Source organism: Mucilaginibacter sp. GW821-FHT07H05, assembly GCF_059418485.1.
The window spans coordinates 429,955-454,019 of the sequence record NZ_JBWKPY010000003.1 but is presented as its reverse complement, the minus strand read 5'-3'; the positions used below and the strand labels follow the sequence as shown (position 1 = coordinate 454,019).

The window sequence follows — 24,065 nt, the reverse complement described above, 5'->3', positions numbered from 1 at the left end:
TTAGTAAACAATCACAATAAAAAATAAATAAGCCCTGATGGGTTTTGGGAGGCCAAATGATAAAAATTACAAATCTTGAGAAATTCTATCGTACCGAAGAAGTAGAAACCATTGCTTTAAACAAGCTATCCATGGAAGTTAAAAAAGGGGAGTTTGTGGCTATAATGGGCCCTTCGGGTTGCGGTAAATCAACCTTGCTGAACATTTTGGGTTTGCTGGACGACCCGGATGGCGGCAGCTACCTGTTTAATGATATTGAGGTGGCCGATTTTAACGAGCGCAAACGCGCCGATCTGCGCAAGCATAACATCGGGTTTGTATTTCAAAGCTTTAACCTGATTGATGAGCTGACCGTTTTTGAAAACGTAGAGCTGCCATTGATCTACACCGGTGTTCCTGCCGCCGAGCGGGTAAAAAGGGTAGAAGCGGTGTTGGATAAAATGCAGATCATGCACCGCCGCAACCATTATCCGCAGCAGTTATCGGGCGGCCAGCAACAGCGTGTGGCTATTGCCCGCGCGGTAGTGAACAACCCAAAACTGATACTGGCGGATGAGCCTACAGGCAACCTGGACAGCAGCAACGGTAACGATGTAATGGAATTGCTGACCGACCTGAACGAACAGGGGACAACCATTATCATGGTAACCCACTCTGAACATGATGCCCGCTACAGTCACCGCATTATCCGTTTACTGGATGGGCAGACTGTGATGGAAAACATCATGATATAATACGCAGCCAACCTAAAATTTATATCAGTTAATTAAAGTGCTTTCTGAGGCCCGTTTCCGCGAAAAGGAACGGGCCAAATGAAAGATTAAACGCCTTGTCTATGCTTAAAAACTACATCAAAATTGCCTGGCGAAGCCTGTGGAAAAACAAAGTTTTTTCGGGTATTAACATAGCGGGCCTATCGGTAGGTATGGCTGCCTGTATCATGATCATGCTGTTCGTTTTCTACGAGAAAAGCTTTGATAATTTCCATACTAAAAACATTTACCGGTTAAACGAGGTGCAGAAATTCCCCGGAATGGTGGCCTCTCAAAAAGTAGGCTTATCCATGTATCCCATGGGGCCAACTATTAAAAGTGACTTCCCCGAGATCAAAAACTTTACCCGTGTAAAATGGAATAATAAGTTCCAGGTTACTTATGCTGATAAGAAACTGTTTTTGCCGCAAGTGTTTTTTGTCGATTCGACATTTTTGAAAATGTTCGATTTTAAACTGATCAGTGGCGACAGACTGGCGGCTTTAGAAAAACCCAATACCGTTGTGCTTACGGCAGAAACAGCTAAAAAACTTTTTGGCGATGAAAACCCTATTGGTAAATCCATTACCCATTACGGCAGCGATACCACCAGCTATGCGGTTACCGGGATACTGGAGAATGTGCCTAAAAACTCGCAAATGCAGTTTGATGGGCTGTTTTCGTTCCGTACCATTTATAAACCATGGATGAATAGCTGGGGCGGCAACTGGCTGGATACTTATTTTGAAATAGACCCGAAAGCCAATATCGCGGCGCTGGAAAAAAAATTCCCGGCTTATCTTAAAAAACACATGGATGGTGATGGTTGGAAACATTACGAATTGTTTATACTGCCACTAAAAGATATCCATGCAAATGCCCAGGATATCGGTTTGGATTATCTCAACTTTCAAAAATTTGATAAAAACGCCACCAACCTGTTCGCCATAATTGCCATTATTGTTTTAATAATTGCCTGTATCAATTTCATGAACCTTTCTACCGCGCGTTCTGCCGAGCGCGCAAAAGAGGTGGGTATCCGTAAATCAATAGGGGCGCAAAGGTTCCAACTATCGCTGCAGTTTCTGGGCGAGACGGTTTTGTTATCGCTTATAGCATTGATATTCGCGTTGATTATTGTGGTGTGCACACTGCCTTATGTAAATGAATTAAGCCAGCGCGATATCAGCTCGCCATTATTCCATCATGTTGGTTTTATACTGGCTATTATTGGCGGGACGGTTTTAGTTGGTGTGTTATCCGGTATTTATCCGGCTGTGTTCCTTTCGTCATATCAACCTGTTAAAGTGTTAAAAGGCTCGGTTGAAACGGGAAAGAATAAAGGCAATTTCCGCAACATCTTAGTTGTCGGTCAGTTTGCCAGCGCGGTATTCCTGATGATAGCCACCATTTTTGTAGTGAAGCAGTTACGCTTTATGCAGCAAAAGGATCCCGGCTTTACCCGCGACCAGATTGTAACCATCCCGCTGGACAACTCGGCACGTAAAAACTATGACCTGCTGAAACAACAACTATCAGGTAACACCCTTATTTCAGGTGTTACAGGCGCACAAGATTTATTGGGCAGCCACCTGGATCAGTCGGGCGTAAGTTTTAGATACGGTAACGAGCCCCTGCGCGAATTAGCCACTACGCGATTGATTGTTGATTATGATTATCTAAAACTGTATAATATTAAACTGGCTGCCGGAAACGACTTTTCACCTGAAAAATCGGCCATTGGGAGGCAATACATCATTAACGAAGCACTGGCTAAAGAATTATTAAAGGACCTGCCGCATGTAAAAACCGAATCGCTGATTGGGAAACGGTTTGGTTTCGATTCGTTAGGGACAATAGTAGGTATCGCTAAAAATTTCAACTTCAACTCGCTGCACTATAAAATTGAAACCATGTTTCTCTCCAATCACAGTGACTGGGGCCTTGGCCAAATGTCGGTTAAAATAAAGGCCGGTAAACAGGCGGATGCGCTTGCTTTTATCCAGTCGGTATGGCGAAATATTAATCCCGATCAACCTTTCGAATACAAATTTCTGGACGATCATTTTGCCGAAGTATACCGTGCCGATAACCAGGTAAGTAAAATTGTAGGGATACTGGCTGGTTTGGCTATCCTGATATCCTGTTTGGGCTTATTCGGTCTGGCATCTTACTCGGCCGAGAAACGGGTTAAGGAAATTGGGGTACGCAAAGTATTAGGCGCATCGGTACAAAACGTTGTGCTATTGTTATCAGGCCATTTTGTAAAACTGGTTTTAATAGCCAATATTATTGCCTGGCCATTAGCCTGGTATGCCATGCATAAATGGTTACAGGATTACGCCTACAGAATTGAAATTAACTGGTTCACCTTTGTGTTTGTAGCATTGCTATCGGTATTTATCGCATTGATAACTATCAGTTTCCAATCGGTAAAAGCGGCTATAGCTAACCCGGTGAAAAGTTTGAGGAGTGAGTAAAGAAGTCCGGAAGTCCGCATAAGTCAGAAAGTCCGGAGGTAGGAATCTAAGATAATATCTTTCGGACTTTCGGTCTTTCCGACTTCCGGACTAAATAGTTAAACATGTTACGCAACTACATCAAAACCGCATTTCGCAGCCTGTTAAAAAACAGGACTTATAGCTTTTTGAATATTTTTGGCCTGGCTATTGGCATTGCCTGCGCGGCCTTTATTTTTTTATGGGTTGAAGATGAGCTTAATTTTGATGATGTTCACCTAAAAAAGGACCGGCTGTTTATAGCCCGCGAAAACCAACAATATACCGATCATATTTTCACCCACTCATCCACACCCGGATTGATGGGGCCTGCTGTGCTGGCCGAGGTGCCAGGCGTAGCAAATATCTGCCGCACCAGTGAAGAGCAAACCTTTTTGTTTACCCAGGGCGACAGGGCATTTTATGCCACCGGTAAATATGCCGAGCCATCCATATTCAGCATGTTTACCATGCCTTTTGTGCAAGGCAACGCGGCCTCGGCTTTTGCGCAGGTACATTCGCTGGTGATCACCCAATCAACGGCTAAAAAGTTTTTCGGCAACGAAACAAATATCGTAGGTAAAACCATCAGGGTTGATAATAAGCAAGATTATGTAATTGGCGGGGTAATTAAAGATAACCCGGCTAATTCAACCTTTCAGTTTGAATGGCTGATGCCTTTTAAAGTGTTTTTTGATGCCAGTCCGTGGTTGCAAAACTGGGGAAATAATTCGCTGCATACTTATATCGAACTAAAACCGGGCGTAGATCCGGAAACGGTAAACAAACAGCTTTACAATTTTATACCTAAAAAATTGCCGGGCGCAATTAGTCATGTGTTTTTGTTTGGTATGAAGGACTGGCACCTGTACGATGTTTTTAAAGATGGGAAGCAAACCGGTGGCGGCCGCATACAGAGTGTCCGTATGTTCTCTATAATAGCGTGGATCATCCTGTTTATTGCCTGTATTAACTTTATGAACCTGGCTACCGCCCGCAGCGAAAAGCGTGCACGGGAGGTAGGTGTGCGTAAGGTACTTGGCGCCGGTAAAAAAATGCTCATCGCGCAGTTTATTGGCGAGGCTTTGTTTATGGCAATGCTCTCAGCCGTTATTGCTGTATTGATAGTAGTACTGTTATTACCAGCCTTTAATACATTGGTAGAAAAGCAGTTAACGGCTGGGTTTAATAACCCGTCGCATATTTTAGGCGTATTGCTTATCGCCATAGTTTGCGGATTGGTGGCGGGCAGTTATCCATCTTTATATCTGTCATCATTTAACCCGGTATCGGTATTAAAGGGGATTAAGCTAAAAGATGGCGGCGCGGCATTTATCCGCAAGGGATTAGTGGTTACACAATTTACGATATCTATTGTACTTATTATTTGCACCATTATTGTTTACCAGCAAATACAACATATAAAAAACAGACAATTAGGCTTTAACAGGGATAACCTGATAGAGATGGACGCGCAGGGCGCCATTGTAAAAAACTTTAGCCGTATAAAGCAGGATTTGCTGAATACTGGCCGTGTAGAGAACGTGGCCCTCACGGATCATCCAACCTTGTACGATGGAAATAATACATCGGGCTATACCTGGGAGGGCAAGCCTGCAAATGCGATGGTATTAATATCGCGCCGGTATGTTACCCCCGAATTTATGGCCACATTAGGTATGAATATGGTATCAGGCCGCAATTTGACGGTTTTGGATACCACAGTAACATCGGGTGTAGTAATAACCCAATCCCTCGAAAAATTGATGGGTAAGGGAAGCGCCATAGGTAAAATTATCAGGCATGATGGTAACGGAACTGCGGTTAAGGTAGTTGGTGTGGTAAAGGATTATGTGTATGGTTTTATGTATGGTAAATCAGACCCGGTGGTGTTTTTGGGACTGCCGCCCGAGCGCGCCAACTACTTGTACATCCGCTACAAACCGGGCCATGATGTGGGAAAAGCAATTGATGCCTTACAAGCCGTAATGAAAAAAGATAATCCTGCATATCCGTTCGATTACCGCTTTGTGGATACCGAGTTTAATAAATTATTTACCGGTGAAATGCTGGTAAGTAAACTATCGCGGGTATTTGCAGCGCTGGCTATTATTATATCCTGCCTTGGCTTATTTGGATTAGCGGCTTATACCGCCGAGCGCAGAACGAAAGAAATAGGTATCCGCAAGGTGTTGGGTGCCAGTGTATCCAGTGTAACCAGGCTGCTATCTATGGATTTTTTACAGTTGGTGATTGTTTCGTGTGTGCTGGCATTCCCGCTGGCGTATTATTTTATGCACGATTGGCTTAGGCAATACCCGTATCGCATTGGTATAGCCTTTTGGGTGTTTGGAGCAGCCGGAGCGGCCGCCATTGTAATTGCTTTGGTAACTATCAGTTTCCAGTCTATCAAAGCGGCAATAGCTAACCCGGTGAAGAGTTTAAGGAGCGAATAGAAAAGTCCGGAAGTCCGCATAAGTCGGAAAGTCCGGAAGTTAGGAATAAAAAGCATCATCATCCGGACTTTTGGTCTTCCCGACTTCCGGACTAAATTTTAAGTACATGATCAAAAACTATATCAAAATTGCATGGCGCAACCTGCTGAAAAGCAAGGTTTATTCGGTTGTCAATATCGCTGGGCTTACCATTGGTTTGGCTATTGGTATGTTAATATTATTATGGGTACAGGACGAATTGAGTTTCGATAGCTTTCATACCAAAACAAAAACGATATACCAGGTTAACTCCTTCTTAGGCACAGGTGATAGCAAAAGGATCTGGAACACTACGCAGGGGCCGGTAGCTACTGTAGCATTAAAAGAAATACCGGGTGTTATACATGCGGTACGTATAACATCGGCAGGCAACAGTATCTACAATTACAAAGACAAGCAATTAAAGGAAGAAAGCCAGGCCTATACCGATCCCTCCTTTTTCACACTGTTTGATTTTAAACTGATTGAGGGCGACAAGAAAAATCCGTTCCCGACTGATCAGTCTGTTATCATCACCCAATCAACCGCCCGCAAATATTTTGGTAGCGATGAAGCCATAGGCAAAGTTATCCAGCAAGACCATAAAGATAATTATACGGTAAGCGGCGTAATTGCCGATTTTCCGGATAATTCCAGCATTAATTACAATATGCTGTTCAGCATGAATATCTGCGCCAAATGGTATACCGGGAAGAATTTTTGGAAATCGCTGGATACGGATTGGGGCAACTTTGGCTACACAACTTTTTTAGAAGTGCAGCCGGGTACCGATTTAAAACAGGTGGGTGAGAAACTGATCCGCATACAGATGAAGAACGCGCCGCACATTAAAGCAAGCGTGAAAGAAAACGCGTATCGTTTACAACCCATTTCACAGATCCATTTATACGCTGCCGATGGAACAGATTCGGGGATGCAAACGGTGCGGATCTTTTTAATCATCGGGATTGTTACCTTGCTGATTGCCTGTATCAACTATGTTAACCTGTCTACCGCGCGTTCTATGCTGCGGGCTAAGGAGGTAAGCATCCGTAAAATAGTGGGTGCGCAAAAACAGCAGTTGTTCAGCCAGTTTATAGTAGAGTCGGTATTGTTTTTTTGCCTGTCGCTGGTATTAGCCTTTATGGTAATGGCGGTATTGCTGCCCTATTATAATAATATTTCGGGCAAACACCTGCACTTAAACCTGCTTGATCTGAATATCTGGAAAATAGTGCTGATCACCTTCGTTGGTACCTTGGTTGTATCATCGGTTTATCCATCATTATTACTTTCATCCTTTGAGCCGCTGAAAGCCTTAAAGGGTAAATTATCATTGGGTATTGGTAATACCACCTTTCGCAAAATGTTGGTAACCACACAGTTTGTATTTTCGGTTACGTTGATCATTGTTACATTGGTGATTGGCAGGCAGCTGAAATACATCCGCGAGCAAAATCCGGGTTATGACAGGTCGCAGGTCTTCTCGTTCCGTGTAGGGCAAATGCGCAAGCATATTGATGCCGTAAAAGCCGAGCTAAAGAATCAACCGGGTATTTTGGCGGTAACTACTGCCGATAATAAACTGGTAAACAATACCAACACCACCGCCGGGGTAGATTGGAATGGCAAGGATGTAACAACCCAGTTTATTATTCATCATTTTGGTATCGATGAAAACTTTATACCGGTAATGAAACTGAAGATGCTGGCCGGGAATAATTTCACCGCCTCGAAAGCAGATTCGGCGCATTTTATATTGAATGAGACGGCTGTAAAAATGACCGGCATTAAAAACCCCATTGGTAAGCGCTTTAAGTTTCAGGAAACAGAGGGGACGATAATAGGCGTGGTGAAGGATTTTAACGCGGCATCATTTAAAGAGCGGATTGAACCCGCCGTAATTTACTACGAGCAACAGGGCAACCGGCTTTATGTAAAAACCACCGGAAAAAACGCGGCCCGGGCCATAGCAGCCACCGCGCGTTTATGGGATAAATACAACCCCGGCTTCCCGTTTGAGTATAGCTTTATGGATGATGATTATGCTAAGCTGTATCAATCAGATCAGCGCAGCGGCACCTTGTTTAATGTATTCTCGGTAATAGCCATTATCATATCCTGCCTGGGCTTGTTCGGGCTGGCTACCTACACCGCGCAGATCATGACAAAAGAGATAGGTATCCGTAAGGTATTAGGTGCAAGTGTGGCCGGTATTATCGCCCTGGTATCTAAAGATTTTTTAAAGCTGGTAGTAATCGCCATCGTTATCGCATCGCCGATAGCCTGGTGGGCTATTAATAAATGGCTACAAAATTTTGTTTATAAAATTAATGTTAACGGCTGGATATTCCTGTTATCGGGGGTAATTGCTATCGGTATCGCCCTGTTAACAATTGGTTTTCAAACGGTTAAAGCGGCTATCGCAAACCCGGTAAAGAGTTTAAGGAGTGAATAACTAAGTCCGGAAGTCCGCATAAGTCGGAAAGTCCGGAAGCAGAATATATACACACAAATACCTTTCGGACTTTCGGTCTTTCCGACTTCCGGACTAAAAAAAGCGCTATGTTAAGAAACTACATCAAAACCGCATGGAGAAACTTGTTGAAAAACAAGTTCTACTCGTTTATCAATATTTCGGGCTTAACCCTGGGCTTAACCATAGGTATACTGATATTGCTATGGGTACAGGATGAACTGAGTTTTAACAGTTTCCATAAGCAAACGCCAAATATTTACCGTATGGAGCTTTTTGGGGGCACCGGTGCCAGTAAACAGATATGGCAAAGCACAGTGGCGCCAATGGGGCCATTGGCTAAACAGGAATTCCCCGAAGTAACCGAGCAGGTACGTATAGCTAATAATTTTTTCTTTTCGCTTTACAAATACCAGGATAAATCATTCAGCGATAATGTAGGGGTATTTGTCGATCCGTCGTTCTTTTCGGTGTTTGATTTTAAACTTACGAAAGGAGATGCGCAACACCCTTTTCCGGATAATAACTCCATTATTATTACACAAACCACGGCCCGTAAATATTTCGGCAATGAAGATGCCATGGGCAAAACCATCGAAACTAAAAATGAGAAAGTAAACTTCAAGGTAAGCGGCGTAATCAACGATTTCCCCCAAAACTCGGATATCAAAGCTGATATGATTATGCCCATGGGCTTTATGCGCCAGCAGCTGATTAATATGAAAAACGATGTAGATAATGATTTTAACCAGTATATGTACAATACATACCTGGTTTTAAAACCGGGTACATCATTAAAAGCCTTATCGGCAAAATTAAACAAGCTGCACCTTAAACACCGCGCCGAAGATACTGATGCCGATTACCTGTTGTTACCGCTTGCCAAAATGCACTTATATAATGCCGATGGCAGTAACAAGGGTATCGAAACAGTACGGGTATTTATTATCATATCCTTATTGATATTGGTAATTGCCGCCATTAATTATGTTAACCTTTCTACCGCGCGCTCCATGCTGCGGGCTAAAGAGATCAGCATGCGCAAAATTATCGGCGCGGCTAAATCGCATCTGTTTATGCAGTTTATGGTAGAAACGGCCTTGCTTTTTGTATTGGCAGCAACACTGGCCATCGCCCTTATTTATGTGCTGATGCCGGTATTTAACCAGGTATCGGGCAAGCAACTGGTATTTAATCCGGCTGATTATCATATTTGGCTGGTTATCCTGTTAACTATTACAGGCACCTTAATAGCATCCAGCATTTATCCGGCTTTGTTGCTTTCATCATTTCAACCATTAAAAGCGTTAAAAGGTAAAATCTCCAACAGTATTGGCGATGTGCTGTTCCGTAAAATTTTGGTGGTTACGCAGTTTGCCTTTTCCATTATGCTGATAGCCGGTACCATTGTAATTACCATGCAACTGAATTACATACGTACTAAGCAATTGGGTTATGACAGGGCGCATGTACTTACCTATAATATGGGGGGCATGTTTAAGCATTACGAAGCCGTAAAAGCCGAATTGTTAAAGCAACCCGGTGTACTGGCCGTTACACGCGCATCGGGCAATATTGTGAGCCTCGGCAATATCACCGGCTCTACCGATTGGGAAGGCAAATTACCGGGCCAAACCTTTATTGTACGCCCCATGGCGGTTGATAAAGACTTTGTATCTTTTTTTAAAATGAAAATGACTTTGGGCAGCGCGTTTACTGGTAGTGTTGCCGATACCAATCGCTTTATACTAAATGAAACGGCTGTAAAAGAATTAGGACTAAAGAACCCCATAGGCAAACGCTTTAAAATGTGGAAAACCGATGGTGTGATTATGGGGGTTATTAAGGACTTCCACTTTTCATCCATGAAAGAGAAGATCGGCCCGGCTGTATTTTATTACAACCCCGACCATTTGGGTTCAATTTATATTAAAACCACGGGGCAAGATGCACAAAAGGCTATCGCTGCATCTAATAAACAGTTTAAAGCCTACAACAGCGACTTTACATTTAATTATAGTTTTTTAGATGATGATTTTAACCGGCTTTACAAAGGCGAACAGCAGGAGGGCATACTGTTTATTTATTTTGCCGGAATAGCCATATTTATTTCGTGCCTGGGCCTGTTGGGTTTAGCGGCCTATACCGCGCAGGTACGTACCCGCGAAATTGGTGTACGCAAGGTATTGGGAGCAAGTGTTGCCAATATCACCCGTATGCTTTCGTTTGATTTTTTAATACTGGTACTGTTATCCGTTATCATAGCCACCCCTGTAGCATGGTACGGCATTAATAATTGGCTACAAGGCTTTGCCTATCGTACCGAAGTACATTGGTGGGTATTTGTACTGGCTGGTGGCAGTGCCATGCTGATCGCGTTGTTAACCATCAGTTACCAGGCTGTAAAAGCGGCAATTGTTAACCCTGTTAAAAGTTTAAGAAGTGAATAGAAAAGTCCGGAAGTCCGCATAAGTCGGAAGACCGGAAGCAAAATATATATACACAAATACCTTTCGGACTTTCGGTCTTTTCCGACTTCCGGACTAATTTGAAAAATTATGATAAAAAACTACATTAAAATTGCCTGGCGCAATTTAAAGCGCAACAAGGCTTATGCAAGCATCAGTGTTATTGGTTTGGCTTTGGGCATGGCCTGCGGCATACTGATATTTACACTCATTACTTATCATTTAAGTTTTGATAACTTTCATCACAACCCGGATAGGATCTACCGGATCACTACCGAATGGCACGATGAGAAAGTAGATAAATCAAACGCGGTGCCAGTGCCTGTGGGCGAGGCCTTCCGTTCAGATTATACCCTGGGCGAAAAAACAGCACGTACCATTAGCTATAATAAGACGCTGATCTCATTTAACAGCGGTAGCGAGGTGAAAAAGTTTCGTGAAGAGACGGGTGTTGCATTTACCGAGCCAGAATATTTCGATATCCTTAATTTCCCTTTAATAAAAGGTGAAAAAAAAGGCTTGCTGTCGCAACCGGGGCAGGCATTGATCACCGAGAAGATAGCCACTAAGTACTTTGGCACTGGCGAGGCTATTGGCAAGGTGATCCGCCTGGATAACCAGATCAGTTTTACAGTTACCGGTGTTTTAAAAAACCTGCCGGCCAATACCGACCGCAAACAGGAGATCTATGTATCATATGGCAATTTTAAAGAATATGCCGGCGGACTTGAAAAGGCCTGGGGCGGTGTTTACAGCGGTAGCGAAGCTTTTACTTTGTTGAAAACGGGTGTTAGCGCAGCACAAGCCAATAAAGCTTTAGCCGAATTAGTGAAAAAAAACTTAAAAGGCACAAGGGATCAAAAAGTGTGGCATTTTGTTTTGCAGCCGCTTAACGATATCCATTTCAATGCCGAACTGGATGGCTATGCTGATAAAAAGTACCTGTGGGCGCTGTTCTTCATTGGCTTGTTCCTCATTATTACCGCCTGTGTTAATTTTGTTAACCTGGCTACGGCGCAAGCCCTTAACCGCTCGAAGGAAGTTGGGATCCGTAAGGTATTGGGCAGTTTGCCACACCAACTATTCTGGCAGTTTATTGCCGAAACAGCTATTATTACCGTTGTGGCCGTAATTGTTGCCTGCGGGCTTTCCGAGTTGGCGTTGCCGGTCATTAATAACCTGTTTACGTCTACAATGAGTTTCGACTGGCTGAAACTGGGGGCATTTATTACGCTTACTACCGTGGTGGTGGTTTTTTTATCGGGCTCGTACCCTGGTTTGGTACTGGCACGTTTCCAGCCTATTTTGGCATTAAAAAGCAAGCTATCACAAAAGGATATCGGCGGGTTTTCCTTACGCCGGGTGTTAGTGGTTACGCAGTTTGCCATATCGCAGGTACTGATCATTGGTACCATCATTGTTGTGGCGCAGCTGCATTACTCGCAAAGCACCGATCTTGGTTTCACTAAGGACGCGGTTGTAATGTTACCCATGCCTAATAACGATAAGGCTATTATCAGCACCATACGCAATCGGTTTAACGAGGTAAAGGGAGTAGAGAAAGTTTCATTTTGTTATGCGGCCCCGGCATCGCAATCAAACAGCACCACGGGCGTTAATTATGACCATCGTGTTGAAGAGGAACATTGGGGTATTAACATGAAATCGGCGGATGAGAATTACCTGTCGGCTTTTAATATTAAACTGGTGGCCGGCCGCAATTTCTTCCCGGCTGATAGCGCGCGCGAGTTTTTGGTGAATGAGACCTTTGTACGCAAACTTGGTTTAAAACCCGGGGATGTGATCAACAAAACTATCGGCGTTAACGGCAAAACATTAACCGGCCCTATAGTGGGTGTGGTAAAGGATTTTTACAATTACTCGTTCCATACTGAAATTGCGCCGATATGTATTATGCCCAGTATGGAGAGGTGTCATAGCGTAGCGTTGAAAATTAATATGCGTAATGCCAAAACCACACTGGCATCGGTAGAGAAAATATGGAATAGTACCTTCCCCGATGAACTTTATTCGCACCGGTTTTTGGACGACACTATTGCCAAGTTTTACGAGATGGATAATATCCAGCTAAAGCTGATCGAATCGTTTGCCTGCATAGCTATTCTGATAGGTTGCCTGGGCCTTTATGGACTGGTATCGTTTATGGCAGTACGCAAAACCAAAGAAATTGGGGTGCGTAAAGTATTAGGCGCTAACATACTGAACGTACTGTGGCTATTTGGTAAGGAGTTTACCTACCTGTTGTTAATAGCGTTTGCCATAGCCGCGCCGCTGGCCTGGTGGGCCATGCACAATTACCTGCAGGATTTTACCTACCGGATAAGCATTGGCCCCGGTATATTCCTGATGGCTATTTTATCGACATTTATAATAGCGGGCATAACGGTGAGTTACCGGTCGATTGTAGCGGCATTGGCTAACCCGGTTAAGAGTTTGCGAAGCGAGTAGGGGGAGTCTTAAGTTCTAAGTCTTAAGTCATTAGTTCAAAGACTTCAGACTAATGACTTAGGACTTGAATTGTATCATAACCGTACGCTTTCTGTTACGTAAGCGTACGGTTAATATCATGTTGTATGTGTTTAATTTATTGATAATCAATTAGTTGATTATTTGGTATATTATTGTATTCATAGTTGTTGTTGCATTCAATAAACAATCATTCAAAATTGAATCTATGATCAGGAATTACATCAAAATAGCATGGCGGAATTTAACCCGCAATAAAGTGAGCAGTATTATTAATATCAGCGGCCTGGCTATAGGTTTGGCTTGTGTGTTATTGATAGGTCTGTATGTAAAGGATGAGTTAAGCTACGATCGTTTTTTTAAGGATAATAACCGCATTTATCGTGTTAACGTGAACGTTAAAATGGGCGATGCTGATGTAACGGCCGGGCACACCCCGCCTCCAGCAGGCGCCGCCTTACGCAATAGCTTTCCCGAAATTGAGAGTTATACCCGTATTTTTTTGCCGGGCGACGAGATTGTCCATTACGAAATAAAGGGCGAGAAAAAATCACTCACCGAAAAGAACCTGTTATCGGTTGATAGTAATTTTCTGCAATTTTTTAGTTATAAGATGCTGGCCGGCAATGCGGCTAACGCTTTGGATGGGCCAAATTCGGTAGTGCTTACCCAAAAGGCTGCCAAGCGTTATTTTGGTGATGCCGACCCAATGGGTAAAACATTGGTTTTTGATGAGTATTCCAAACCATTTACGGTAACCGGCATCCTGGAAGATATCCCCGCACAATCCTCCTTACAATTTGAAGTACTACAATCCAATATAGGTATGCCCCCGGTTAAACGGTTTGACTGGAGCTGGATATGGCTGCAAATGGGCACCTATGTAAAACTTCATAAACCTACCGATGCAGCCGGGATTAAACAGTTGGAAAGTAAATTCCCGGCTATGATCAAAGAACAGGCTTCCGCGGCATTCAACCGTGTTGGCCAACCTTTTGATGAATTTAAAAAGAAAGGCGGCCGCTGGGACCTGCACCTGCAGCCATCAACCGATGTGCACTTGTATTCGGCAGGTATTGCCAGTCGTTTTATTGAGCAGGGTGATATCAAAAACGTTTACATCTTCTCGGCAGTGGGCTTATTTATTATGCTGCTGGCCTGTGTAAACTTCATGAACCTCTCTACCGCGCAATCGGCTAAGCGTGGCAAAGAGGTAGGGATCCGTAAAGTATTAGGTTCTGAACGCGGGCAACTGATCGGGCAGTTTATTGCCGAGGCCATGCTATACACCATACTGGCTATGTTTATTGCTATTGCAATGGTTATCATCGCCTTGCCGTTATTTAATAATCTATCGGGCAAAGCGCTTAGCCTGAATGTGTTTTATAGCGCATCTACCTGGATGTATCTGATTATACTGATTAGCATTACCGGTTTGCTGGCCGGCAGTTACCCGGCGTTTTACCTTACATCGTTAAAACCGGTGAGCGTATTAAAAGGCAGTGGTTTATTTAAAGGATCGGTTAGCACTTTTTTTACCCGCAACGCGCTGGTGGTGTTCCAGTTTACCGTATCAACTACCTTGATCATTTGTACCATAGTAGTGTATAAACAATTGATATATAACCATACTAAAGACCTGGGCCTGGATAAACAAAACGTAGTAATTATATCCAACACCGGCCGGCTGGGCCAGAGCCAGGAAAGCCTGAGGCAGGAAATTTTGAAAATGCCCGAAGTATTGAACGCCAGTATCACAACAGGTATCCCTTCAGGAAGGTCATTCGGCGATTTTTATGTGCCCGAAACCGGTTTGGATAACATTAAGCAAGGCGAAAATAATATCGCCCTGTCTTCCTTCATTACCGACGACGCGTTTATACCAACCTTAAACTTAAAGATGGCACAGGGCCGCGCATTCTCCAAAACCTTTGCCGATTCGTCTGCTGTCATCCTGAACCAGACAGCCGTTAAGCAAATAGGATGGAAGGATCCCATCGGCAAAACAATTACCTATCCTGGCAACGGCAATCAAAAATTTACAGTGATTGGTGTGGTTAAAGATTTTAATACCGAATCCTTACACAACGAGGTATCGCCTTTTGCTTTGTTTTATACTACATCCAAAACTTACCGTGTGGGCGTGTCCTATATCACCGTAAGGGTAAAACCCGGCGATTACAGTAAAACCATCAGTCACCTGCAAAGTAAATGGAAACAGTTTTCGCCGGATGCGCCATTTGAATACAGCTTTATGGATGCCGAGTTTGACGCCCTGTACCGCGCCGATCAAACCGTAGGCAAGGTATTTAGCGTGTTTACCTTTTTATCGCTTACCGTGGCTTGTTTAGGCCTGCTGGGCTTGGCTATTTACACGGCCGAGCGCCGCACTAAAGAGATCGGGATCCGTAAAGTATTGGGGGCATCTGTACAAAATGTGGTGCAAATGTTATCGAAGGAGTTTTTAAAGCTGGTTATTATCGCCTCGGTATTTGCATTCCCGCTGGCCTGGTATGCCATGAATAAATGGCTGGAAGACTTTGCCTACCGAACAGCTATCAGCTGGTGGGTATTTGCATTGGCGGGTGGCTTAACCGTAATAATTGCTTTGGTTACCGTTAGTTTCCAGTCGATGAAAGCTGCCATAGCTAACCCGGTTAAAAGTTTAAGGTCTGAGTAGAAAAAAGTCCGGAAGTCCGCATAAGTCGGAAAGTCCGGAAGTAAAAAATAGCAAGAAGCATCTTCCGGACTTCCGGTCTTTCCGACTTCCGGACTAATTTTAAATTATGATCAAAAACTATATCAAAATTGCCTGGCGCAACCTGTACAAGCGTAAGGCTTTTTCGTTGATCCACATTTTGGGGTTAACCATTGGCATTACGGTATGCCTGATGATCTTCCTGTATATTATGAACGAGTTTAGCGTGGACAGCTTCCACAAAAACGAGAAAAACATATATAGGGTGATGCGCAAGTTTGATAAAATGAAAACCAGCGTGCCCTATCTATCAGGCCCGTACGCGCCGGCTTTGCTGAACGATTTCCCGAACGATATTAAAATGGCTGTGCGGGTGCAGGCAACAAATAATTTGGTATCATTTGATGATAAGGCTTTTTCTGAAAGGAAGATCTATAACGCCGATGCCGGCTTTTTTACGTTATTTTCTTTTCCGCTGATTGCAGGTAGCCCTACAGATGTGCTCAAGAATCCTAACAGCATTGTCCTTACCGAAAAAACAGCGAAAAGATACTTCGGCAGCGTTGCTAACGCGATGGGTAAGGTGGTAACATTAGATAAGCGCCTGCAGTTAAAGGTAACCGGCATTGCCAAGAACGTGCCGTCAAACTCGCACCTTGATTTTGATATGGTAGTGCCGATATCAAACTACAGCAACAGCGATAACTTTAAGGTTTGGATTAATAACAGCATGTTTGTTTACGCCCTGCTGAACGAGCATACCGACAAAGCCCGGCTCGAGAGCCAGTTTGATGCATTTATGCAAAAGTATATGGGTAAGGATATGGCCAAATTCGGGTTTCATTTTACCCTGTCGCTTACGCCCATGAAGGATATTTATTTTGAGGATGCCTCATCCTTTGATAATGTGAAGCATGGTGATAAAAAGGTGGTTTATATTTTCCTTTCCATCGCCATACTCATTATGCTTATCGCTTGTATTAACTTCACCAACCTGTCTACCATCCGCGCGGTTGAGCGTTCAAAGGAAGTAGGCTTACGTAAGGTAATGGGCGCCCTGCGCGATCATTTGGTCATGCAATTTATCGGCGAGTCTATTTTGTTAACTGTTATATCCTGTATCTTATCCATAGGGTTGCTGTTACTGTTAATGCCTTATTATAACCAGTTGCTGGGCTACAGTTTAACCGTATCGTGGAATGCTTTGCCTATTTACCTGTTTTTAATTGGTGTGATACTGGTTGTGGGCTTTTTGGCCGGCAGCTACCCGGCGTTTTTCCTATCAGCGTTTTCGCCTATACAGGCTTTAAAGGGTAAGCTGAGATTGGGTAAAGGCGGTTCGTTTTTTAGGCAGGCGCTGGTAGTGGTGCAGTTTAGTATTTCGGTACTGCTCATCATCGGCACTATCGTAATTATGAACCAAATGAACTATGTAAAAAGCAAGAGTTTGGGCTATGATAAAGAGCAAACCGTTACTGTGCCGATAGATAATGATGATATTTATAATCACCGTATCGCTTTTAAAGAGCAGCTATTGCAAAATAGTAATATCCAGGCGGTTTCGTTAATGTCGGGCGAGCCGGGCGGTTTTTACGATATTTTTAGCTTTGATGCTGAAGGCCAGCGCGAGCAATTTAAGCCCCGTACCGAATTTGCCGATTTTGATTACGTAAAAACGCTTGGCCTGAAAGTTATAGCCGGTCGCGATTTCTCGCCGCAGTTTAAAACCGATACTACACAGTCTGTATTAATCAATCGCACAGCCGCTACCAAACTGGGTTTTACGCCCAACCAGGCTGTAGGCAAATGGATCCAGAACAGGTTCAGGGATAGCAGCCGACGCAGAATAATAGGCGTAGTGGAAGATTTTAACTTCCTGTCGCTGAAAGAGAACATGGATGCATTGGTTATCTCGCCAGCGGATGACAGGAGGGTAGCGGTAATTAAACTAAAACCCGGCGCTATAAACGGTGGGTTGGCAGCCATTAAAAGCGCTTACCGCCAGGTGGCCCCGGTTTACCCTTGCGAATACAGCTTCCTTGATCAAAAATTTGATGTTACTTATAAAAACGATATCCGCCAGCAAACCATCCTGAGCATATTTTCGGGCCTGGCCATATTTATCGCCTGTTTGGGCTTGTTTGGCCTGGCATCATTTACCGCCGCTAAACGCACAAAGGAAATAGGCGTACGTAAAGTATTAGGCTCTTCGGTACAGAACATCCTGTTCCTGTTGTCAAAAGATTTGCTGAAACCTGTATTAATAGCTACTGTGATAGCCATGCCATTAGGCTATTATTTTATGAATAAATGGCTGCAAAACTTTGCTTATCAAGTAGACTTAAGCTGGTGGATATTTGTGCTGGCCGGCTTTGTAACGGCAGTGATAGCTTTTGCCACTATCAGTTTCCAATCGGTTAAGGCTGCGGTAGCCAACCCGGTGGATAGTTTAAGGTCGGAATAAATTTGTCATCGAGTCATTGGGTCATTATTAATGTGGCGATACAATGACCCAATGACTCAATGACCCAATGAAATAATTATGTTCAGGATATATCTTAAAATAGCTTATCGTAACATCATTACCCGGAAGTTTTATACTTTCCTGAATATAAGCGGATTGGCATTGGCTATCAGTTGCTGCATCCTGATCTATTTGTATATCGGTTATAACTTAAACTTCGATACTTACCATAAAAACCCGGGCAGGACTTTCCGGTTGGTGCATGCGTTGCATTTAGATAAAACGGAGTACGACAGGGGGACATCGTATGCAGAATACCAGTACATGAAAACTAATGTACCCCAGGTACAAAAAGCCGCTTTTATGATAGAACGCCAAAGTTTTATTGTGAGCATTGCGGGTAATAATAACAAGCGGTTTAAAGAAGAAAATACGGTAGCGTTTACCAATTCCGAATGGTTTAACATTTTTAGTTACAAGTGGCTGTCCGGCAGTCCTGCCAGTTTGAATGTGCCTGGCAATGTAGTATTAAGCCAGAGAACAGCGCATAAATATTTCGGTGAAGTATCGCCAATTGGCAAAACACTTGCGTTTGATGGCCACCCGGTTATAGTTACCGGTTTGGTAGCCGATGGGCCTTATAATTCGGACATCCGGTCGGATATATTTGTATCCTTTAGTTCGCTTACCACCATAATTCCGGCATATGGCAGTGATAAAGACTTTTTAAAAGACTGGAACTATTCGGGCACTAAATACGCCGGTTTTGTTGTTTTAAAAAACACGTCGGATCAAGCTGCTGTTGAAAAACAATTAAAAGCCGTCACTCATAAAATGTTCGGTAAGGATGCCAAAATATTTGACTTTACCTTATTGCCGCTAAAGGAAGTGCATTTTGATACCCGCTATGGGGGAGTAGTTCAAAAATCACTGCTATGGACATTGTTTGGTATCGGTGTGCTGATTATTGCCATAGCAGTCATCAACTACATTAATATAGTAGTAGCCCAGCAAACCAAACGTAGTGTAGAGATAGGCACCCGTAAGGTATTGGGTGGTACGGCCATGCAGATTTTTATGCAGTTTATTACCGAATCGCTGGTTACCTCGGTTATCGCGGTTATTGCCGCTGTTGTTATGGTGGCTATGGTTTTGCCGGCGGCCAATAGCTGGCTGTTTACAGATCAGCCGGTTTATATCCTTTCGTACACCAATTTGTTTTTGTATACGGGTATTTTATTACTTATGATCACGATAAGCACCGGGACTTATCCGGCCTGGTTGCTAAGCCGCGTAAGTATTGCCGGCGCGCTTAAAAACAATGTAATGAACCTGCCTGCAGGTATCGGCCGCAAGGTTTTGGTGGTATTTCAAAATACGGTTACACAAGCCTTAATTGTTTGCACTATTATCATTGTGCTGCAGGTAAACCTGCTTAGGAATACCGATGTTGGTTTTAACCGAAAAATGGTAGTTACTATGCCGGTTGGCCAGGTAAATACATCACAAAAATATCAGCTTACACAAAAGCTGAAGCAGATACCCGGTGTTCAGTCACTTAGTTTTTGTTTAAATACCCCATCAAGCAATAGCATGCGTGGCGCTACGGTGCTGTTTAATAACCGGCCGAACTGGGAAAAATGGCCCGCCCGCTATGCCCTGGGCGATTCGGCCTATTGCCGCACCTTTGGTTTGACAATTATAGCCGGGCGTAATATGCGCGGCGCGCAAGCCGTCCCCGAATTCCTGATCAACGAAAAAATGGCTGCTATGCTATTGGGCCGGCAAAAAGATGCGGTTGTGGGTAAAAAACTATCAGCCGGTGATGTTAAGGGCGTAATTGTAGGCGTTGTGAAAGATTTTAACGTCAACTCCTTAGTGAAAGACATTGAACCATCCGTAATATTGGAAGACAGTACCCTGCAAACTAATATGGCAGTAAAACTTTCGGGCAATAACCTGCATGCCACTTTAAACACAGTACAGCAGGAGTACGAGCGTGTTTTACCCGAACAGGTATTCAGCTATCAATTTATTGATGATCAAATCGCGGCTTTATACAAAAAGGAAAACATCCAGCAAAAGCTGATCTGGCTGGCGGCGGTAATAGCAATAGTTATCAGTTCCTTAGGTTTATTAGGCCTGGTTTCTTTAGTTGCACTGCAGCGCACCAAGGAAATAGGGATCCGCAAAATATTAGGCGCGTCGGTTAGTCAGATCTGTTTAATGCTCTCTAACGATTTTATGTGGATGGTGTTACTGGCATTTGTCATAGCCGCGCCGCTATCGGTATGGGCAATGAACCAGTGGCTGCAAAGCTTCGCCTATCGCGTACAAATCCACTGGTGGATATTTGCTTCGGCCGGTGGGGTAGCTTTTATCATCGCTATGATATCGGTTGGTTTTCAGGCCATAAAAGCGGCGATAGCTAACCCGGTGAAGAGTTTAAGGAATGAATAAATCAAGTCGGGAAGTCCGGAAGTTGGAGTTACATATAATATCTTTCGGACTTTCGGTCTTACCGACTTCCGGACTAATTCAATAGCATGATCAAAAACTATTTCAAAGTTGCGTTACGCAGTATTAGCAGGCATAAGCTGTTTACATTTATCAATGTAATCGGGCTGTCTATTGGCATCAGCGCTGCTATTGTAATTTATCTGATTGTCCATTACGATTTGACGTTTGATAAATTTCAGCCGGATAATAACCGCATTTACCGCGTGGTAACCAATTTTGATTATTCAGGACAAATTGCTCCTAACCCCGGTGTATGCGGCCCCTTGCCGGGTGCAGTTAAAAACCAGGTTGCCGGTTTACAAACCATGGCCCCACTATACAGGATACTTTTGCCCGATGTTTCTATCCCGCAAAGCAAGGCTGCCCCGGTTAAGTTTAAGGCACAAAAAAACGTCGCGCTTGCCGATAAGGGGTATTTTGACCTGATACCTTACAAATGGCTGGCCGGATCGGCCAGGGACGCGCTGAATGCCCCTTACCAGGTGGTGCTGACATCGGAGCAGGCCAAACTGTATTTCCCGCATACCGCCTATCAGGATATGATCGGTAAAACAGTGATGTACGATACCATAAAAACAACGGTAAGCGGTATTGTGCAAACCTTATCGCAAAACTCGGGCTTTACTTATCACGATATGATCTCGTTCGCAACAGGATTAGCTAACCCAGACTTAAAAGCCGAACTGCGGTTAAATAATTGGGGCGGTACCAGTGTAAAACACCAGTTGTTTATCAAGCTATCGCCAAAAGCTACAGTAAGACAAATTGAAAAACAGCTCAACGATATCCTGATAAAAAACAACCCGGCCAAACCCGGCAGAACACAGAAATTTGCTTTACAGCCACTCAGCGACATCCATTTTAATGCCCGGTATGGCGGCATTGCCGGCTATGATGAGGTTGCCAGCAAAACTACTTTATACAGTTTATTAGGTATTGCCCTGTTTCTGTTGTTATTAGGTTGCATTAACTTTATTAATCTGACTACCGCACAAGCCACACAAAGGGCTAAAGAGATAGGTATCCGTAAAACGATGGGGAGCAGCCGTGCCCAGTTGATATTCCAGTTTCTAAGCGAAAACTACCTGGTAACGCTGATAGCTGTTATGGTTTCGGCATTCATTACACCATTTATACTGCAGTTATTTTCGGGTTTTATCCCGCCGGGCATTAAGTTTGATCTGCTGCATCAACCCGGGATCATCCTGTTTTTAATCAGTTTGTCAATTGCGGTCAGCTTGTTATCAGGCTTCTATCCGGCTATCACGTTATCGGGTTATAAACCTGTTTCGGTGCTTAAAAATCAATCGCAAAGTAGTTTAAGTAAAACGCGTAATAGCTTAATGCGTAAATCGTTAACGGTTACACAGTTTGTTATTGCGCAGGTTTTTATTATGGCCACAGTATTGGTAAGCAAACAGATCTACTACGCCACGCATAAGGAATTGGGTTTTAAAAAGGATGGTATTGTGATGATCAGTTCGCCATGGAAGAACCGGGTTTTAAGCCGCGATCAGTTTTTCCTGGATAAGCTGCGTGAAATACCACAGGTTGAAATGGTAAGCGCCGGTAACGATGCGCCATCGTCAGAAAACACCAGTTCAACAGAAGCCACTTATAAGGATGGTAAAAAGGAGATTAAACTGTCTAACTTATCCATGAAGTTTGGCGATGCCAACTACATCAGGCTCTATCATATCAAGCTATTAGCGGGCCGCAATCTGCTGCCGGCCGATACTAACAGGGCTTTTATGGCAAATCTTACCTTAACAAAAATGCTGGGCTTTAAAGACCCGAACGAGGCAGTTGGGAAAATCATTGACGGTTTTAACGGTGATAAGCGTATGCAGATCGTCGGGGTGATCTCGGATTTTCCGCAGGAGTCGCTGCATGCGCCGATAACTCCCTTGGTGATGATGACCAGTACTGATGTAAATTACCAGGGCACCTTTCACATTGCCTTAAAACCGCAAACAGGTGGAGGCAGCGATTGGGCAACTGCTTTCGCCGCCATACAAAAAGCCTGGAAGCAAGTATACCCTAAAGATGATATGGAATATGAGTTTGTTGACCAAACCATTGCCCGTTTTTACGAAAAGGAACAGCACACAGCCACTTTATTGAGCTGGGCAACCGGCTTGTCTATCCTGATCAGTTGCCTTGGTTTATTGGGCCTGGCTATTTATACCACCACCCAGCGCACAAAGGAGATTGGTGTACGCAAAGTGCTTGGCGCCTCGGTAGCGCAGATTGTAACCCTGCTATCGGCCGAGTTAATGGGCTTAACCTTACTGGCCTTTGCGGTAGCCGCGCCTATTGCCTGGTGGGCCATGAATAAATGGATCCAAAATTTTGCCGACCGTACAGCCATCAGCTGGTGGATATTTGTTGTGAGTGGTATGGCCATGCTATCTGCAGCCTTATTTACCTCCGCTTTCCAAACCATAAAAGCAGCTATCGCTAACCCGGTAAGGAGTTTGAGGAGCGAATAAAAAAGTCCGCAAGTCCGTATAAGTCGGGAAGTCCGTAAGCACAAGTCTTTCGGACTTCCCGACTTTCTGTCTTTCGGACTACTTTATTAAAACAACAACCGTCTTTTTATGGTTAATCAGGTAGAAACACATCAAACCTAAAAACCAATAACCATGAAAAACTACGAGACGATGGTCGATGCATTGAACGACCTTAATAAAAGGGGATATTCAGCAAATTTAAGCTTAGATGGGAATACGATAAATGATAAATCAGCCAATATACAAATGGGGCCTGATGATTTTGAAATAGACGAGTTTTACCGTTTTGAGGGCGCCAGTAACCCGTCTGATATGTCCATTCTTTACGCTATATCATCGCCAAAATATAACCTGAAAGGCGCATTGGTAAACGCTTACGGTACTTATGCCGATGATAGCGATTCGGCTGTATTGGCTAAGCTGCACCATTACCAGGTAAGTAAAAACCTGCACGGATCGGACAGGCCAACGGCTTAAAAACCGATAAAAAGCAGATGCTGCACCGTAGGAGCAAACGCCTTGTAGAAAATCAGTAAATAATAATACTCTCCTTATTCACCGGTCCCTGCAATCCCCAGGTTACGGTTTCGGCATAGGGCAGCGGGTAGTTTTTCAAGTTGGCTGCCTTCTCGTTACGGGTTGGTAATGTTACCGTTTGCCATGGCTTGCTTTGCGCGGATAATTGCAAAACAAAAGCGGGTACTAATAACATAAC

At 43.7% G+C, this 24,065-nt stretch carries 12 protein-coding genes; 11 read left to right on the top strand and 1 reads right to left on the bottom strand.

All coding sequences use genetic code 11. The features are described from left to right. Positions 1–56: 56 nt before the first annotated feature. The 11 genes from AC07M6_RS09630 to AC07M6_RS09580 all read left to right on the top strand — a co-directional run bounded on the left by AC07M6_RS09630 (position 57) and on the right by AC07M6_RS09580 (position 23,827). On the top strand, positions 57–734 hold the full coding sequence (locus AC07M6_RS09630; protein WP_494888828.1) for an ABC transporter ATP-binding protein: 678 nt from the start codon (positions 57–59) through the stop codon (positions 732–734). A gap of 101 nt (positions 735–835) precedes the next feature. Further along, entirely contained in the window at positions 836–3,232 is a 2,397-nt protein-coding gene (locus AC07M6_RS09625) for an ABC transporter permease (protein ID WP_494888827.1), read from the top strand. A gap of 104 nt (positions 3,233–3,336) precedes the next feature. Continuing rightward, complete coding sequence (locus tag AC07M6_RS09620) at positions 3,337–5,706, top strand: ABC transporter permease (protein WP_494888826.1); 2,370 nt, start codon at positions 3,337–3,339, stop codon at positions 5,704–5,706. Between the two features lie 106 nt (positions 5,707–5,812). Further along, positions 5,813–8,182: an ABC transporter permease gene (locus AC07M6_RS09615; RefSeq protein WP_494888825.1), complete on the top strand. Its 2,370-nt coding sequence runs from the start codon at positions 5,813–5,815 to the stop codon at positions 8,180–8,182. 107 nt (positions 8,183–8,289) lie between these two features. Further along, entirely contained in the window at positions 8,290–10,650 is a 2,361-nt protein-coding gene (locus AC07M6_RS09610) for an ABC transporter permease (RefSeq protein WP_494888824.1), read from the top strand. Between the two features lie 108 nt (positions 10,651–10,758). Further along, complete coding sequence (locus AC07M6_RS09605) at positions 10,759–13,137, top strand: ABC transporter permease (RefSeq protein WP_494888822.1); 2,379 nt, start codon at positions 10,759–10,761, stop codon at positions 13,135–13,137. Between the two features lie 226 nt (positions 13,138–13,363). Next, entirely contained in the window at positions 13,364–15,835 is a 2,472-nt protein-coding gene (locus AC07M6_RS09600; RefSeq protein ID WP_494888820.1) for an ABC transporter permease, read from the top strand. Positions 15,836–15,941: 106 nt separating this feature from the next. After that, complete coding sequence (locus AC07M6_RS09595; RefSeq protein WP_494888818.1) at positions 15,942–18,317, top strand: ABC transporter permease; 2,376 nt, start codon at positions 15,942–15,944, stop codon at positions 18,315–18,317. Between the two features lie 78 nt (positions 18,318–18,395). Beyond that, positions 18,396–20,777, top strand: a complete 2,382-nt coding sequence (locus AC07M6_RS09590; RefSeq protein WP_494888816.1) for an ABC transporter permease — start codon at positions 18,396–18,398, stop codon at positions 20,775–20,777. Positions 20,778–20,863: 86 nt separating this feature from the next. Next, a complete protein-coding gene (locus AC07M6_RS09585) occupies positions 20,864–23,329 on the top strand; it encodes an ABC transporter permease (protein WP_494888814.1) in 2,466 nt (821 codons plus the stop codon). A 153-nt stretch (positions 23,330–23,482) separates the two neighbouring features. Then, positions 23,483–23,827, top strand: coding sequence for a phosphoribosylpyrophosphate synthetase (locus tag AC07M6_RS09580; RefSeq protein WP_494888812.1), 345 nt, complete (start codon positions 23,483–23,485; stop codon positions 23,825–23,827). 52 nt (positions 23,828–23,879) lie between these two features. Here the strand turns inward: AC07M6_RS09580 and AC07M6_RS09575 are convergent, their stop codons facing one another. Then, complete coding sequence (locus AC07M6_RS09575; protein WP_494888811.1) at positions 23,880–24,062, bottom strand: hypothetical protein; 183 nt, start codon at positions 24,060–24,062, stop codon at positions 23,880–23,882. Between the last annotated feature and the right edge of the window lie 3 nt (positions 24,063–24,065).